Here is a 16,189-nt window from a genome sequence, read left to right as displayed (position 1 = left end):
CTGCAAAGCTTCCTTGAGCAACAGGCCGAAAGGTTCGGAAAACCGATGAGGCTGCGTATCCAGCTGCGAAGCTTCGACGCCGTGTGCCTCATGGTGGGTGCCGGTGTGGGCGTATCCATCGTTCCGCTGAGCGCCGCACAACGGAACATGGAACATGCAAACGTCGCGCAGATCGAGTTGACAGACCCGTGGCGCGTGCGCGAGCGCTACATCCTCGTGCGCGACTACGAAGCCTTATCTTCCTATACCCGCAACTTGGTCGAGCGCATCCGGGACCATCACCAAAATTAATCGCTACCAGAGCTCGGTGCCGTGGCGCGATCCATTCGGCTACTTGAACCGTTCTGCGTCGATGGGCAGCGCGAAGCTTGCCTTTACCCGGTCCATCACCACCATCGTCTTGAACCACTTGATGTCCTGATTGCCAATGAAAATTTGGCGCGTGAACGACTCATACTGCTCCATGTCTTCGGTGGTGACGATCAATACGAAGTCGGCGTCCCCTGTCACGTAATACCCAGACATGACCTGGGGCGTCGCGCGGATCGTTTGCTTGAAATTGTCGATGATGTCCGACCGGTCGCGCTCGAGCCCGATGAACACGACCATCGATACGTTCTGGCCGACCGCCTTGGGATTGACGACCGCCACGTCCGATTCGATGACTCCGTCCTCGCGCAGCCTCTTCAATCGTCGCTGCACGGCCGTCGCGGAAAGGCCCACTACTTCCCCCAACGCATCGCTGGAAGCCCTGTTGTTTCGCTGAACTTCCACCAGAAGGCGGGCATCCATCCAATCTAAATCCATAACTTTGCCTAAAAACTGCGTCAATGGCAGTGGAACGCATCATAACTGAGTCTTGCAGCGGTGTTTCGCTGCACGCAGAGCCTAATTCTGCCAGAGAATATCGTAACTTTCAACGAAACAGGAGCACAGCATGCGCATCGGCGTACCGAAGGAAATCAAGAACCACGAGTATCGAGTCGGCCTCACCCCCGCGAGCGTAAGGGAACTGACGGCGCGCGGTCACGAAGTCATCGTGCAGGCCGGCGCCGGCGCGGCGATCGGGCTCACGGATGAGCAGTACCAAGGGGCGGGAGCGCAGATTGAGACTCAGGCTTCCAAGATTTTCTCGCGTGCGGAAATGATCATTAAGGTCAAGGAACCCCAGCCGACGGAATGCCGCATGCTGCGCCCGGGACAGCTCCTCTACACCTACTTGCATTTGGCGCCGGACCCCGAGCAAACGAAGGCTCTGATCGATTCCGGCGCCGTGTGCATTGCCTATGAAACCATCACGGGCCCCGGCGGCGGGCTTCCGCTGCTCGCGCCGATGAGTGAGGTCGCCGGCCGCATGGCTGTGCAAGCTGGTGCACATTACCTCGAGATCACGCACGGCGGCCGCGGTGTGCTGCTCGGCGGTGTTCCGGGTGTCGCTCCCGGCCACGTCGCCGTGATCGGTGCCGGCGTGGTGGGAACGAACGCTTTACAGATGGCAGTCGGCATGGGTGCCCGGGTAACCGTGCTGGACAAAAGCGTCGATCGCCTGCGCCATCTTGACCTGGTCTTCGGCAGCCGCATCAACACGGTGTATTCGAACGCCCAGAGCATCGAGGAAGCCGTACTCGATGCGGACCTTGTGGTCGGCGGCGTGTTGGTGCCGGGCGCGGCCGCGCCGAAGCTGGTTACGCACGAACAAGTCTCGCGCATGAAGACGGGCGCGGTCATGGTGGACGTTGCGATCGACCAAGGCGGCTGCTTCGAAACCTCGCACGCAACCACGCACGCCGAACCCACGTACGTGGTCGATGGCGTCGTGCACTACTGCGTTGCGAACATGCCCGGCGCAGTGGCGCGCACGTCGACGTTCGCGCTGAACAACGCGACGATCGGCCACGCCATCGCCTTGGCAGACAAGGGCTGGAAGACCGCGCTGAAGAACGATGTGCACCTGCGCCGCGGCCTAAATGTCTGCCAAGGCCATGTCACCTATGACGCGGTTGCGCGTGACCTTGGATATCCATATGTCGCGCCGGAGACGCTGCTCGAGGGCAAATAGCAGCGCCCCATCGCCGAAACTTCGCCCATGGACTGGAAGACCACCGACCTTTCGGATGCTTGCGCCGAGGCGCAGGTTTGCGAGCTGAATTTTATGGGCTTCGGCAGGAAGCGGAAGTTTTCCGGCCGGATCCGAACCGTCAGGTGCGTTGACGGTTTAGCCAGCCTACGTGGATTCATTGACCAGCCGGGCTCTGGGCAAGTGCTAGTGATCGATGGGGCTAGCCTCCCGTGGCGTGCCCTGTTCGGCGACGTCATGGGAGCGATCGTCAGTCGTAATGGCTGGGAAGGTGTGGTGGTGAACGGCTACGTCCGCGACCGCAGTGAACTGGAAGCAATGGACATTGGGGTGAAAGCCCTTGGCACCGTCCCGCGCCGCGCAGATACGACCCGCGGCGGCGAGGTGGACGTGCCGCTGCGCTTTGGCGGCGTTACCTTTAACCCGTCTGCCCGGCTGGTGGCGGATGATGATGGCGTTCTCGTTCTGCCGTCAGGAGTGACCGAGATGGACTTAATTGCCTAGGCCAAAGGGGTGCTATTGATCCGGCCCGATGATATGAAGCGGCATAGCGGACACGTTGATCCTGAAAGTAGGCGATAACTCGCTCAGGCGTGCGCTTGAGCAACGTCATGTGCTCATTGGCAGCATCGCGTAATTTGGCTTTGCTGCGCACCGGTACGCGTTTGCCTATCTCCTGCTTCAGATCTGCATTGAGGCGTTCCTCTGGATTGAGTTCAGGGCTGTAACTTGGCAGGTAAAACAGCTCGATTTCCTGCTTGTGCTCGGCTACTCACGCCTTGACGATTTTGCTGTGATGACCCCGCAAGTTGTCCAGAATCAAAAATACCTTTTTGCCCGCATCCTCGATCAGTGCTTGCAGGAATTCGATGAGCTTGTCCTCCTGAGCCTGGCTCCCGTCTTCTTTTTACCGTGGATAATTAAGTTTGGGTCGATGGTTGTGGATAACTTGGCCTGTCACGGCGTCGCTTGGGTCCTGTTCCTGGTCGCGCGCCGACCCATGTGCCCTTTTCGGCCAACGCTTGCAACCAGGCCTCGGCTTGCAACGTCACGGGCGTGAGCAGAATCGTGCGCTGGGCCATTTCGGCCGATGGTCCTGGAATGCATACAGGTACTCCGCGTACGCAAGGCGCGGCCTTGCGCGAGCAGCTGGCCAGCGCAACCCGCGGTAAGGTCGTCGCGCTCAAGCCAGGCCGCAAATAAGCCGTGACGCCAGAGGCGCGGGCTCTCGTTGCCGGGCTTCTCGCAGTGTCAGTAGCGGTACGGGTTCATCGGGAAAGCCGCGATTCACCGTGAATCAGCCTTGCTTCGGCGTCGACGGTCGTCGACCACCCTCGCCGAGCGATGTCGCTGGCAACTGCAATTCCATGTGTACGATCTCGATCGGCTCGCCGCCCAGACCATAAGAAAAATGGCCTCTGGCGCGGCTCACGAAGCCGTGCTTTCGGTAGAAGGCTTCTGCGTTGATCGTCGCCTCGACCTTTATCGAGCCGCCATGCGCTGGCCGTGCCCGATCGATGCCGATCTCGAGGAGTCGGCGCCCCAATCCGATCCCTGCGACTTCAGGCAATATGAACAGGCGTGTGAGTTCGCCGGGCTCGGCGTCAACAAATCCAACGACGGCGCCGTCACGAAGACATACGGTCGTTCGTCCCTTGGCAATGAGCTCCTCATAGAACGAGGGCGTGCGTTCGCCCATCCAGCCGTCGATTTGCCTTGGCGAACAGGATCCTCGCGCGAGCCCGGCGATCGCGCGCTTCGTGACATCGAATGCCGCCTCTGCGTCCTCACGGCGGGCGGCCCTGAACTCAAAATCAGGCGAGAGCTTCATCAGGATGATTGGATGGTTTCCTAAACAAGAGAGGATTTTCGGCAAAAGGTCGCGCCGTTTCTGCGCTTACTTCAGCTGGAGAACGTCGGGAAGCTGCATCGTGTAGTTAATCGCTCGTTTCTGCAAGCACCCGGCCATAAAGAACAAGAACAAAAATGCCCGTAGGCTGTACAGCCGGACCCCACGATCGCCGACGCGGTACTGGATCGTGTGGTGCACCAGGTGCACCGTATCCAGATGAAGGCGAGAGTATCCCCAAGGTGCGGCCATAATCCTTACCTCATGATCGAGATCCTTGAATACCGTCCCATTTGGGTTGCAGAGTTTGAGCAAATATCAGCTCGGTTGCGCAACGTCCTTGGCGACGCGGCCCTGCGGGTCGATCACGTCGGCTCGACCGCCGTTCCCATGCTCTGCGCGAAAGACATCATTGATGTGCGGGTTACGGTTCGAAGACTTGAGCCAAACATTGATGATCGAATGCTTAAGGCTGGCTTCCTGAAACATCCCGACGTCAAGACCGATCACGTTCCCCCGGGTTGCGTGGACTCCGCCGATGACTGGGCGAAGCTCTTCTACTTGCAGCCGACGGGAACGCGTCGAACTCACATCCATGTGCGGCAGGTAGACCGGCCCAACCAACGATACGCGCTTCTCTTCCGAGACTTTCTGCGAGCAAATCCATCGACCGCTGACGCTTACGGGGAACTTAAGCGCCGCCTTGCAGCTGCTTTAGCCGACGCCGCTGCATACCCCGACGTCAAAGACCCTGCCGTTGACCTGATCTACTTCGCAGCGGAGCGATGGGCGGCCTGCACAGGATGGCGACCACCGAATATCGAGGTACCTCGATAGGGAAGCTCTGAGCAACTTGTATGCGCGTGCCGTCTGAGCACACGCGAGTTTTTCAGACCTTTCATTTAGCTGCAACTGCCAACTTCGACTCGCAAGAACTGCCTGACTGGGACTCCAAGCGAGCGTCCATGTCGCTGAAGAAACTTCCAATTTGGCCGATCCGCCTATCCACCTCGTTCCGAACTGGCTATCCAAGTCGGACCGAAATATGCATCTCCAGTGTCCCGCATCGTGCTTGATAACCTTGCTGTGTATTTTTCGACTCGTTCGATGACGTGATCAGGCGGATCGCTTTTCGCAATCAATCGCATCCGATCGAATTTGCCGCGTCTTCTTCCAAGCTGGACACTCGCACGGCCATTCAGCATTCAGCAGCAAGCAACGACCGTTAGCTGTCGCTCTACATGCCGGAGAATTCGGGCCGTCGTCGCTCTAAGAACGCTGACACGGCTTCGAGATGGTCCTCTGTGTTGTGACAGATTCCTTGAAACGTCGCACACACTTGGAGGAAGTCTCCAAGTTCCATACGTTGCGCCATCTTCAGAAGGCGCTTGGTGTAGCGAAGCGCCTGAGGCGGCTGGCGGGATATTGATCGAGCGAGTTCCACAGCGCGCAACATCAACTCGTCGGGCGTGGTGACATCGAGCAACAAGCCCATGGAATGCGCCTGGACCGCGTCGATCATCCGTCCCGTAAAGGTAATTTCGGCGGCACGCTGATAACCTATCAACCTCTGAAGGAACCATGCACCTCCGTCGCCCGGAATAATCCCCAGATTAAGGAACGTCTCGCCGAAGGTTGCGGATGACGAGCCTATCCGAAGATCACACATACAGGCCAAGTCACAGCCCGCACCAATTGCAGGGCCATTGACGGCCGCGATCACTGGAACCTCGGCAGCCTGAAGCGCCAGTGGGATACGCTGAATGCCTTGCCGGTAATGACGCTAGACATCGGCGACATCGCCTGCGAAGTCCCCGCGACGCGCCTGCATGTCCTTGATATTCCCGCCGGCCGAAAATGCCATGCCCGTTCCAGTCATCAGCAGCACCGAAACATCGGCCGAGGCATTGGCCCAATGCACCGTCCGCACAATGTCGTCGATCAATGCTGTTCCGGTCAATGCGTTGCGTACATCATCCCGATCGAAATGCAGAATGGCGACACCATCGTCCAACTCGACGCGAGAATCGATGAGATGCGGAATCTCAGCCATGGTTAGACTCCGAGGTGAGAATGACGCGCGCATCGACAACAGTGAGTCCAGTTTCATGCAGCAAGACCGGGTTGAGATCAAGCTCCTGGATATCGGGATGGCGTTGGACAAGCCCGGATAGACTTAGCATCAGGTCGACCAGGCTTCGTCGGTCAACCGCTTTCATGCCTCGCACGCCATCAAAGATCGCGTGGCCGCTGATCTGATCGATCATTTCAACAGCGTCATCGCGGCTGAGCGGAATCGCACGGAACGAAACGTCCCGAAGCACTTCCACGAATATGCCGCCCAAGCCGAACATCAATACCGGCCCGAATACTTCGTCACGCACCACGCCCAGGATGACTTCGATGCCTGACGGGGCCATCGGCACTGCCATCACGCCTTCGATCCGTGCATCCCTGTCATGGGCAAGCACCCGTGCCAGGATGGCTTCGTGAGCAGCACGCACTGCCGCTTCGCCTCGGACGCGCAACGCCACGCCGCCGGCGTCGGACTTGTGCAGGACGTCACGAGACACAATTTTCAATGCAAGTGGCGCATCCCCGAAGGCGGACAAGACCGTGTCGCTGTCATTGGGCGTGCGCAGCAGCAGATGGGCAGGAATGGCGATTCCGCAGGACCTGAGCAAGTCACGCGCCTCGGTCTCCAGCAGCGCATTCCGCCCGTCCTTTCGGGCCTGGGTAATGATGTTTCGCGCATCCAACTCCGGCTCTTTCGGGGACTCAGGTACTCGGTGACCCAGTCGCTCCCGTGCTCCGGCATAACGGATCAATTCGGCAACGCACGTAGCCGCCGTTTCCGCCCAGACGAACACAGGAATCTGGCTGTCGCGAAGCACCATGAGCGGCTCTGGCTTGAGCGGCGCATACACGCTTTCAACGAGAATTGGCTTTCCGCTCTCGCGGGCCAGACTGGCGATCGCGTGCGACGTCTGAATTTCAACATCGCGAAACGTCTCCGAAAATCGCGCGGCATAGCCCCCGAACATGCCGGCAATGATCAGCACGGATACGTCCTCATCATCGAGCATGAGCTTGGCACATTGAGCAAACACGCCGGGATCGCTGTCAGTGCCGCCGGCGACATCCACAGGATTTCCAATCGACGCCGCCGGCGGAAGCACGGCCCGCAGTGCAGCGACAGTTCGGGGTGAAAGTTGCGCCAGCTCAACGCCGGCGTCGTCCAGCGCGTCGGCCATGATCGTTCCGTGGCCCCCGCTGTCGGCGAGTATGCCAACGCGGGTGCCCTTGGGCAGCGGCAGCCGCGCCAATGCGTCGGCGACGGAAAGAATCTTGTCGGAATCCCGCACGACGGTCACGCCGGCCTGGCGTAGCAGGTCACGCGTAAGGCCGTACCCGCTCGCCAGCGATCCGGTGTGCGAGGCAGCCGACCGCTTGCCCGATTCAGTACGGGCTGATTTGTAGACCACCACCGGTTTTCGTTGCGTGACCTGGGCTGCGGTATCCAGAAACGCGCGAGCTGCCTTGAATCCCTCCACATAGAACACAGGCACCGCCGTGTCCGGGTCCTCGCCGAAATGTTCCAGATACTCGTGAAACTGGAGATCGGCCTGATTGCCAACCCCGATGTAGGTGCTGAAACCGACCGTGCCTTTCTGTTTCGCTTCAGCGACCAAGCCCAGCATGACGTTGCCCGATTGCGAGACAATGCCGATCGAGCCTGGCTCGGCGTCAGAAACCCCGACCAGATTCATCTTCCGGTGCATGTTGAAAACGCCGTTGGTGTTGGGACCGACGACTCGAATTCCGCTCGCATGCGCAACATCCATAGCGTCTCGCTCCAGCAAGCGGCCAGCCTCCCCGGTTTCGCCGAAACCAGCGGCAAGCACGATCGCGCCCTTCGCATTCTTTCGGGCGCAGTCGGCGAGCACCTTGGAAAGCACCGAGGCCGGCGTGCAAATGAGCGCCAGGTCAATATCCTCAGGAAGCGCGCCGACAGAGGCATAGGCTTGCAAACCGAGTATTTCGGACTCGCGCGGGTTGACGGGGTAGACTCGCCCGTCAAAGCCATCAAGTTGCAGGCGCGCGATGGCCTGGTAGCCTCGCTTGGTGGGGTCTTTGGAAGCGCCAATCACGGCGATGGTGCGGGGCGAAAGAACGGCGCTGAGTTTGCTTGTCATGTGTGTGAATCAGAATTGGTGGAATGGGCTCTTAGCGCCCGGTGAAAACCGGCTTTCGCTTTTGCGCGAAGGCTTCGACACCTTCCTGCCAGTCATTTGTCAAGGTGCACGCAAAACACGCCTCGATCTCGGTCGAAAGGAGGGTTTCATAGTCCCGCGTGTTGCCCACGTTGAGATGTTCCTTTGCAAAGGACATCGATACGGGAGCTTTATCCGCCAGCGCGGACGTCAATGCACGGACAGCCGCGTCGAAGCTTTCTGCGGGTGCGCTCGCCCAGGCCAATCCGATTCGCTTTGCCTCGACACCGTCGACTCGGGTTCCCAGGAAGATCAATTCCCTCGCCTTTGTCAGCCCTACCAACCGCGGCAAGATCGACGTGACTGCGCCTCCCACATGGGTTCCGATGCTTACTTCCGGCAAGCCTATCTGGGCGTCGTCACGCATCACCATGAAGTCCGCCGATATGGCCATCTCGGCGCCAGCGCCCAGAGCGTAGCCGTTGACTGCAGCCACGACGGGCTTTCGATTGCGGTGGATGGCGCGGCAGACATCGTTGCCGCGCAGCAGATAGCTGCGGCGCTCCCATGCTGTCCGTTCGTTTCGGCCGTGCTCTTTCATGTCCGCGCCGACGCAGAAAGCGCGACCCTCTCCCGTCAGGACGATGGTTCTGACTGCGCAATCCGCCTCGGCGCGGCGCAGAGCGTGAAGCACCTCGTCGTAGAAAGTCTCCACGACTGCGTTCAGGCGATGCGGCCGGTTGAACCGAACCTCGGCAACGCCCTCTTCGACGCTGTAGAGGACGGTTTCATAGCTCGCGCTGGGTAAATTAGGTTCCATGATTTGCACTGTTTGGTTGTTGGGAAATTCGGCACAAAGGATCTGTCCCCAGGGCCGCAGGGCGGCGCGGGACAGTTGCTAGAGCACTTGGCTCAGGAATTCACGGGCGCGTGGATGAGTGGCTTCGCTGAAAAATGTTTTCGCCGGCCCGTGCTCCACGATGACCCCTTTGTCGGTGAAGTACACGTGACTGCCAACCTCGCGAGCGAAACCCATTTCGTGCGTCACTAACACGCATGTCATGCCGTCCTCGGCCAGGGCGCGGATCGTCAGCAACACTTCCTTCACCGTCTCTGGATCCAGCGCCGCAGTGACCTCGTCAAAGAGCATGACGTCCGGGCGCATCGCCAGTGACCTGGCGATAGCGACCCGCTGCTGCTGTCCGCCGGATAGCTCGCCGGGATAGCTGCGCTCCTTGCCTTCCAGGCGGACCTTCCGGATCAATGCCCGGGCACGCTCTTCGACCTCTGCCCGATCCTCTTTGAGCACATGGACAGGTGCCATCATCACGTTCTCGAGCACCGTCTTGTGGGGAAAGAGGTTGTACTGCTGGAACACCATGCCCACATGCCTGCGCAACTCGCGCTTGTCAAGTGCGGGATCGTTGACCTCTATGCCCTTGACCTTCACCGAACCCCTGTTCACCGGGGTGAGGCCATTGATGCAGCGAATCAATGTGGATTTGCCGGATCCCGAGGGCCCGATGATGCAGACCACGTCGCCGTGTTGCACATCCAGCGAGATTCCCTTGAGTACCTCCACCTCGCGAAAGGACTTCCAAACGTCCCGCAACGAAACGACAACATTCTTGGGAGCTTGTACCAAGCCCGGCCGGGCTTCCAAATCGGATAAGGCAATCATGATGGTTCCTTTAGGCCCGCCGCGTGACGGCGCTCCAGATGACGGGTAAACATTGCGATGGGAAACGAGAATATGAAGAACCAGGACATCAGCCAGATGTACATGGGGATCAACATGTCGCTTCTGCCCATGGCGGCTATCGCGTCCTGAGTCAAACGCATGGCGTCGTTGACACCCAGTACGGACATGAGGGGGGTCGACATAATCAGAATGGCGAACCAGTTCATCCACGGCGGCAGCATGCGTCGGATGCACTGCGGAAGAATGATCATGGTCAGTGTCTGCCGGCGGCTGAACGCCAACGATTCAGCCGATTCCCACTGACCCGTCGGGATCGATTGAATTGCGCCGCGCGTGACTTCCGCGATATTGGCCATGATCGGCAGCGAAAGCGCCAGGGATGCCTTGATCCACCCGGGCAACGGCACAGTCGCTATGCCGATGGTGACCTGATAGGGAACGAGCAACATCACGTAAAAGAGAAGTACCAGCCACGGCGAGTTCTTGAATAACTGTGTCAACGTCCAGCAAGCCCGCCGCAATGGGCGAACCAATGAAATCTGGCCAATGCCCACGAACACTCCCAGGACCGTGCCGATCGCCATCGCAAGCAGGGCAACGGTCACGTTCAGGACGAAGCCACCGAATTCACCCGGTGCACCCCAGAACATCAGCGGTGTCCAACGGATCAGGGCACGCGCGGCATCCGTTATCGGTTCGCTGCTGGCTGCAACAGCCAGCACTGGCATCAGAATCGCACCCACCATCAATATGCCGCTGCGTAGCAGCCCCAGGCCGTGACTTGCTTTTTCGTGATGAATCATGACGATTGCCCCCATCCGCGAATCCGTATCGCCTTCTCGAGCCGGTGCATGAACCAGACCAGAACGCCGACCAAGGCAAGGTAGACAAGCCATACGACGTTCATCATTTCGATGACGTTGTAGCTGTCAGACCAGATCTGGTTCGCCACGTACAACGTTTCGGGCACCGCAATCGCATAGGCAACAGTGGTCGTTTTGACAAGATTGATCAAATTGGTGTTCAACGCGGGCAGACATACCCGAAACGCCAGCGGCAGAACGACATGCCGATAAACGCCCAGCCTGTCATAACCAAGGGCTTCTGCCGCCTCGATGGTTTGTGGTGGGATGGCCGCGATGCCCGAGCGGAATATCTCGACATTAAATGCGCCGGCGAAGAATGAAAGCGACACGACCGCCCAGCCGTAGCCGTCGAGCAATGACTGGAAACCGAGCGTCTTCGCCACCGTCGGATCGACGGCGAAATAGAAGAAATACAGCTGGATCAACGGCGGGGTGTTGCGAAAGAACTGGATGTAGGCATCGACCAGTACCCGCAGCAAGCGATGTCTGGACTGTTGCAACCAGGCGCCCACAGCTCCGATGAGCAAGCTAAGCACGATGCACGTCACGGAAAGCGTGATTGTTGTCAGCAGGCCGTGTGCGAATCGCGACCGATCGATGGCGTCATACGCGATCGTCAGATTGATGCCGTGAGCAGCATGAAGCCACTCAAACCAGTGCCAGACAGGGTCAAGAATCTCGGTCACGATAGGGTTCCGGGTAAGGATGTTTAAAGATCGCGCTGAACCTGTGTACGGCCCGCGCGGTCTTTCGGGCGCTGCGCTTACTTAACCTTGACGTTGCTTGCGCAGGACGGAGCCGCCTTGCGACAGTCTTCGGCCATCTTTGCAAGCCAGGCTAAGGGTTCGACGTTGTATTTCTTCTCGCGCTCGATGAACCAGCCGCTCTTGTGCATGTCGATGAGCGCGTCGCTGAGTTCTTTGCCGAAGGCCGTGTCCTTGTCCTCGATTCGCACCGACGCGACCCATGGAATCACCTCTTCGACAGGTGTCGCGATCGTCAGATCCTTCCATTTTTCCGGCTCACTGGCCCACTTGGGAACAAAAGCCGTGTCGTACAGCCAGCCCGAGCAGCGACCGTCGAGCAACGCTGCGCCGACCTCCGGCACGCCCTTGAACGCGACGATTTCGGCGCCGTTCTTGACCCCGTAGTCTTTGTTGTACCAGGCGCCCTGGATCGCGCAGATTTTCGTGTCCTTGATCGATGCCCAGCTGGTGATGCGGGCGCTCGGGAAGGCGTAGACCGCGACGCCCGATGCGTAATAGCCGGGATAGACGATGCCAACGATCTTGTGGCGCTCGGGCTTGTCACTCATCGTCGCGATCATCATGTCGGTACGTCCCTGCTGCAGGAACTCCATCCGATTGGACGCGACGACCGGGACCAAATTGACGCTGATCTTCTTGCCGTACTTCTGGGAGAGCCGGCGAGCAAACTCGTCGACCACGTCAATTTCGAAACCGCCAATCCTTCCGCTCGGCTCGCGCATGCCCCATGGGGGAATGTCGCTCTTGACGCCTACCGTCAATTGACCCTTATCCAGGATTTCCTTGAGCTTGTCCGCCGCCATCGCACCGACAGCCGAAACCGCCAACGCGGTCACCACACAGAGCTTGAATAATAGATGTAGTTTCACTTTGTCTCCAATCACTGATGTTTGTTGCACTTTCATCACTCCGCTGATCGAACTCGAGTTTTTGAACCGCTAGGTTCGATTCGGAATGGCTATTTGAATAGGTTCAATATATGATGTCAATTAGTTTATTGACACCGTTTCAATCGAGGTGAACATGACCTGGATTCCCAATATCGATCCGTCAGAGCAGTTGCGTTACCGCGCCATCGCAGCATCCGTTCGTGATTCCATGCGGTCGGGCGAACTGCGCCCGGGTGACCATCTACCGACTCATCGCGCACTGRCCGAGCGGTTGGGCGTGACACCGGGCACAGTGGCTCGAGCCTATTCCCTTGCTGCTGAATGGGGGCTTGTCTCAGCCCGAGTTGGAGCAGGCACTGTTGTCTTGGGGCCAGAGGGACGCAAAGCATCCAAGCCGCTGGTGATCGGACAACCAGACAATCGGATTGACTTTGGTTTATTGTTTCCTGCTGCGCTGACGGATCTCTCATTGCAAGAGCGCTGCTTCGGCCGCCCCTTCGCGGTATTGGGACGCGACCTCCTGCGCAAATCCTTTTCGGGATACTCACCCGAACTTGGCCAAATGTCCCATCGCACCATCGGGGCAGCGTGGCTAACCGGCGCGGGAATTGACACCTCCCCTGCTGAAGTTTTCGTCAGCGACGGTGGGCAAAGCGCCTTCCTGATTCTGTTCAGTGCTTTGGCGCGGTCTGGCGCTTCGATACTGGTTGAAGAACTCCCATATCTTGGCGTCAAGCACCTTTGCGCAGCCATGAACATCAACCTGGTAACTGTGCCTACCGACCGGGAAGGCATGATTCCAGAGAAGCTGCGTGAACGCGCCCATTCATCAGGAGCCCAAATCGCGCTTCTGACACCAACGCTCCAGAATCCCACAGGTGCGCGTATGAGCCAACACCGGCGTGAACAGATCGTCGACGTCGCTCGCGAGTTGAACTTGAGCATCATCGAAGATGCAGCGTTCGACCGTCTCTACCCGGGAGCGCCGTCAGCTCTGGTCACTCTCGCGCCCGAGCGCACGTACCATGTGGCGAGTTTTTCGAAGATGGCCTCTCCCGCGATGCGGGTGGCGTTCGTGAAGGTCCCGGGCGATCGGATGCAACTCTTCGAGTCCGTAAGGCACAGCTTGAACATCAGCGGGCCGTCATTGGAGGCAGAAGTGGTATGCCAGTGGATTCAAGCCGGGCTGGCTGACGAACTCTGTCGCTGGCAGCGCACAGAGGTCGATCGACGTTGGCAAACGGCAGCTGCCGTGATTCCGGAATTAGTCAACGTCAACGCCACGCCAGCGCCTTTTGCATGGGCCCCGCTGCCCGATGCTTGGCGTGCATCAGATTTTGCTGGCAACCTTCGTAATTTCAATGTTACGGTGATTGAGGCTTACCACTTTGCGGTCGGACGAGCACCCGCGCCACATGCGGTGCGCATCGCACTGACTTCACCCCCCTCTAGCGAAGCCTTTGAGCAAGGCCTCACAGCCATCCGATCAGTGCTGGACGCCGGTCCTCGGCCGGCGCCAGTTAATTTTCGATAGCGCTGGCTTGATGTCGACTGCGTCCTGAGAGGGAACGTGTCGTGTCGTTCCTGGCCGTTGGACGCATTCTCGCGGTCCGAGAGGGCGTGCGAATCGGCAACACTTGGTGGACGCGGCGGCTGACACGGCACGGACCGGATCAACGTCGTGTTCGAGCTATCACAAAATCAGCGGCCTGCCGGTGCCGCTTTGGCCTTGCTGTTCTGCTTCAAATTGACTTACCCAGCGCCTGACGGCACTTTTGCCAAGCTTCATGTCTTTGCAGACTTGGCTGATGCTCAAGCCTTGAATTTTGATCATTTGAGCTACCTGGAGCTTAAAGCTTGCGTCAAGTCGGGGTGGGTGCGCGTGTCGGGGAGCGCCAATGCGCCCATGGCGCGCCTGAGGTCCGCCATGATGCGCGGGTCGCTCAGCGCCGCCTGCCAGTACTGCTCGTCCTGCGCGGCCCGCGTGCGCCGCTCGTTCTGTGACTTGAACGCGGCCCGCAGAGAAGCAGCCGCTCGCCTGGACGGGGCGGCGAGCAGCGCGAGCGCGGCGAAAGCGAGAACCCACAGTACTATCCATGCGATCAGCAGGTTGCCCTCGATCCAAGAGTCCACAACCTTTTCTGCGATGACCAGCAGCGTCGCGACCACGGCGGCAAGCAGTAAACTCGACCCCGCGCGGGCGGCATGGAACGCGCGCGTAACTCGTGGGCGGGCGCCGAAGACCCTTTGGCCGCCGGGGGCGGCAGGGGTGGGACCCGAATGGTTCACGGTGGCATAGCTGATGCTCATTAGTTCCTCCTTTGTAGAGCAGCGCCATTGCGACGCGTGGGTAATGATAAGGGTTTTCCCGAATACGTCGCCAATGCAATTTCGTCATACCCATCATCTTCTGCGGCATGAAGTCACCCAAATCCGAACGCTCGACCTAAAACGCAAGCGCGTCGACGGGCGCCGAGCGATGCGAGGTGAGCGATCCGCGGCCGCGCACCGCCCGCCGGCGGCCTCCAGCTCAGAGGGCGACTCCTCCACCAGCATGGTCGACATGCTCGTGGGCTCCGTTCGTGCTCCTCAATGCCACGCATTCTGCGAAGGGCACCTACGGAAGTGGAACGACTGAAGTTCTCACGAACCGGTATGACCAATTAGCATTGAGACAAAGCGGGACGCTCTACAGCGCATGCCGCACAGCTTCGCGCTTGAACTCGGCTCCAAACTTTCTTCGGGTGTTTCCCATTTCTCACTCTCCTCGCTTTTTCAGCGTTTAAGAAAGTGTCCATTATTTCGGGGGAAGCCCAACCGTCCCTCTCTCCCCTGGAGATCAAGCTGATCGGATTCGTAGACTCATGCAGCCGACCGGGTTGTTTCCAGGCCTCTCGCGCCACGGCACCGAGCTCTGGTAGCGATTAATTTTGGTGATGGTCCCGGATGCGCTCGACCAAGTTGCGGGTATAAGGAAGATAAGGCTTCGTAGTCGCGCACGAGGATGTAGCGCTCGCGCACGCGCCACGGGTCTGTCAACTCGATCTGCGCGACGTTTGCATGTTCCATGTTCCGTTGTGCGGCGCTCAGCGGAACGATGGATACGCCCACACCGGCACCCACCATGAGGCACACGGCGTCGAAGCTTCGCAGCTGGATACGCAGCCTCATCGGTTTTCCGAACCTTTCGGCCTGTTGCTCAAGGAAGCTTTGCAGTGTGCTGCCGTGCTGCATGCCGACGAAGTCCTCATCAAGGGTTTCATTGAATCCGAGTCGTTTGCGCCGCGCGAAGCGATGCTTCTGCCCTGTGACGAGCACCAAGCGGTCGGTGCTGAAATGTATGGCTTGCAGTCCCAGCAGATCAACCGAGCCTGCGCCGATTCCAATGTCCGCTCGCCCGTCGAGCACCCCGCGCGCAATCTCTGCATTCGGTCTCTCCTGCAAGTCCACGTTCACCCGCGCGTTAGCGGCGAGGAAGGCGGGCAGGATCTCCGGTAAGAAATCTGTCACCGCGGTAGTGTTGGCAAACACGCGGACATGGCCGCGCAACCCACTGCCGTATTCATGCAAGTCGCGCCGCAACCGTTCGGTCTGGTGCAGCACCTCTCGTGCGTGGTGCAGAAAGGCATGACCCGGCGGCGTTAGCTGTACGCCTCGCGCCTCGCGAACAAGCAGCGGCAGACCCGCCTGTGCTTCGAGCGACTTGACGCGCGCACTGGCCGCCGCCAGTGACAGGTGTTGACGCGCAGCCGCGCGGGTGAGGTTCCGCTCTCCGGCGACGGCAACGAACAGGCGCATGTCCGTAAGGTCGAATCTCAAGGGTT

15 protein-coding genes and 3 pseudogenes are annotated in these 16,189 nt (G+C 59.2%); 5 read left to right on the top strand and 13 right to left on the bottom strand.

Translation table 11 applies throughout. The features are described from left to right. On the top strand, nt 1-291 hold a 291-nt coding region (locus AC1DUB_RS27355), incomplete at its 5' end, for a LysR substrate-binding domain-containing protein (protein ID WP_477732235.1). A gap of 39 nt (nt 292-330) precedes the next feature. Here AC1DUB_RS27355 and AC1DUB_RS27350 read toward each other — a convergent pair. Further along, nucleotides 331-792, bottom strand: a complete 462-nt coding sequence (locus tag AC1DUB_RS27350) for an Lrp/AsnC family transcriptional regulator (protein WP_477732234.1) — start codon at nt 790-792, stop codon at nt 331-333. 145 nt (nt 793-937) lie between these two features. On the opposite strand from AC1DUB_RS27350, the gene ald reads away from it, so the two are divergent. Continuing rightward, on the top strand, nt 938-2,059 hold the full coding sequence (gene ald, locus AC1DUB_RS27345) for an alanine dehydrogenase (protein WP_477732233.1): 1,122 nt from the start codon (nt 938-940) through the stop codon (nt 2,057-2,059). Between the two features lie 27 nt (nt 2,060-2,086). After that, on the top strand, nt 2,087-2,581 hold the full coding sequence (gene rraA / locus AC1DUB_RS27340) for a ribonuclease E activity regulator RraA (protein WP_477732232.1): 495 nt from the start codon (nt 2,087-2,089) through the stop codon (nt 2,579-2,581). Nucleotides 2,582-2,615: 34 nt separating this feature from the next. Here rraA and AC1DUB_RS27335 read toward each other — a convergent pair. After that, nucleotides 2,616-2,957, bottom strand: a pseudogene (locus AC1DUB_RS27335) (transposase); the annotation flags it as partial. Nucleotides 2,958-3,374: 417 nt separating this feature from the next. Beyond that, a complete protein-coding gene (locus AC1DUB_RS27330; protein ID WP_477732231.1) occupies nt 3,375-3,953 on the bottom strand; it encodes a GNAT family N-acetyltransferase in 579 nt (192 codons plus the stop codon). A 237-nt stretch (nt 3,954-4,190) separates the two neighbouring features. Here AC1DUB_RS27330 and AC1DUB_RS27325 point away from each other — a divergent pair, with 237 nt between their 5' ends. After that, complete coding sequence (locus tag AC1DUB_RS27325; protein ID WP_477732230.1) at nt 4,191-4,763, top strand: GrpB family protein; 573 nt, start codon at nt 4,191-4,193, stop codon at nt 4,761-4,763. Nucleotides 4,764-5,163: 400 nt separating this feature from the next. On the opposite strand, the pseudogene AC1DUB_RS27320 reads toward AC1DUB_RS27325, so the two are convergent. From AC1DUB_RS27320 to AC1DUB_RS27290, 7 genes and pseudogenes are all read right to left on the bottom strand, one after another. Then, a pseudogene (locus AC1DUB_RS27320) lies at nt 5,164-5,979 on the bottom strand (enoyl-CoA hydratase-related protein). Beyond that, a complete protein-coding gene (locus AC1DUB_RS27315) occupies nt 5,972-8,122 on the bottom strand; it encodes an acetate--CoA ligase family protein (RefSeq protein ID WP_477732229.1) in 2,151 nt (716 codons plus the stop codon). The pseudogene AC1DUB_RS27320 and the gene AC1DUB_RS27315 overlap by 8 nt, the downstream one beginning before the upstream one ends. A 31-nt stretch (nt 8,123-8,153) precedes the next feature. Next, a complete protein-coding gene (locus tag AC1DUB_RS27310; RefSeq protein WP_477732228.1) occupies nt 8,154-8,960 on the bottom strand; it encodes an enoyl-CoA hydratase/isomerase family protein in 807 nt (268 codons plus the stop codon). Between the two features lie 78 nt (nt 8,961-9,038). Beyond that, nucleotides 9,039-9,821, bottom strand: coding sequence for an amino acid ABC transporter ATP-binding protein (locus tag AC1DUB_RS27305; protein ID WP_477732227.1), 783 nt, complete (start codon nt 9,819-9,821; stop codon nt 9,039-9,041). Next, the gene (locus AC1DUB_RS27300) at nt 9,818-10,660 is read right to left on the bottom strand and encodes an amino acid ABC transporter permease (RefSeq protein ID WP_477732226.1); all 843 of its coding nucleotides are present in this window, start codon (nt 10,658-10,660) and stop codon (nt 9,818-9,820) included. Before AC1DUB_RS27300 ends, AC1DUB_RS27305 begins: the two co-directional genes overlap by 4 nt. Continuing rightward, nucleotides 10,642-11,394 (bottom strand): amino acid ABC transporter permease, encoded by a 753-nt coding sequence (locus AC1DUB_RS27295; protein WP_477732225.1) that lies wholly within the window; start codon nt 11,392-11,394, stop codon nt 10,642-10,644. The genes AC1DUB_RS27300 and AC1DUB_RS27295 overlap by 19 nt, the downstream gene beginning before the upstream one ends. A gap of 77 nt (nt 11,395-11,471) precedes the next feature. Continuing rightward, nucleotides 11,472-12,344, bottom strand: coding sequence for a transporter substrate-binding domain-containing protein (locus AC1DUB_RS27290; protein WP_477732224.1), 873 nt, complete (start codon nt 12,342-12,344; stop codon nt 11,472-11,474). A 154-nt stretch (nt 12,345-12,498) separates the two neighbouring features. On the opposite strand from AC1DUB_RS27290, the gene AC1DUB_RS27285 reads away from it, so the two are divergent. Further along, on the top strand, nt 12,499-13,899 hold the full coding sequence (locus tag AC1DUB_RS27285; RefSeq protein WP_477732223.1) for an aminotransferase-like domain-containing protein: 1,401 nt from the start codon (nt 12,499-12,501) through the stop codon (nt 13,897-13,899). A 159-nt stretch (nt 13,900-14,058) separates the two neighbouring features. Here AC1DUB_RS27285 and AC1DUB_RS27280 read toward each other — a convergent pair whose 3' ends face one another. From AC1DUB_RS27280 to AC1DUB_RS27270, 3 genes and pseudogenes are all read right to left on the bottom strand, one after another. Beyond that, entirely contained in the window at nt 14,059-14,199 is a 141-nt protein-coding gene (locus AC1DUB_RS27280) for a hypothetical protein (protein ID WP_477732222.1), read from the bottom strand. A 5-nt stretch (nt 14,200-14,204) separates the two neighbouring features. After that, entirely contained in the window at nt 14,205-14,675 is a 471-nt protein-coding gene (locus AC1DUB_RS27275) for a hypothetical protein (protein WP_477732221.1), read from the bottom strand. Nucleotides 14,676-15,289: 614 nt separating this feature from the next. Then, nucleotides 15,290-16,184: pseudogene (locus AC1DUB_RS27270) on the bottom strand (LysR substrate-binding domain-containing protein). Between the last annotated feature and the right edge of the window lie 5 nt (nt 16,185-16,189).

The sequence above is a fragment of the Polaromonas sp. P4_F9 genome, assembly GCF_056401235.1.
Note: the sequence above shows the minus strand (reverse complement) of the source record. Positions and strands in the feature narration are given on the sequence as shown.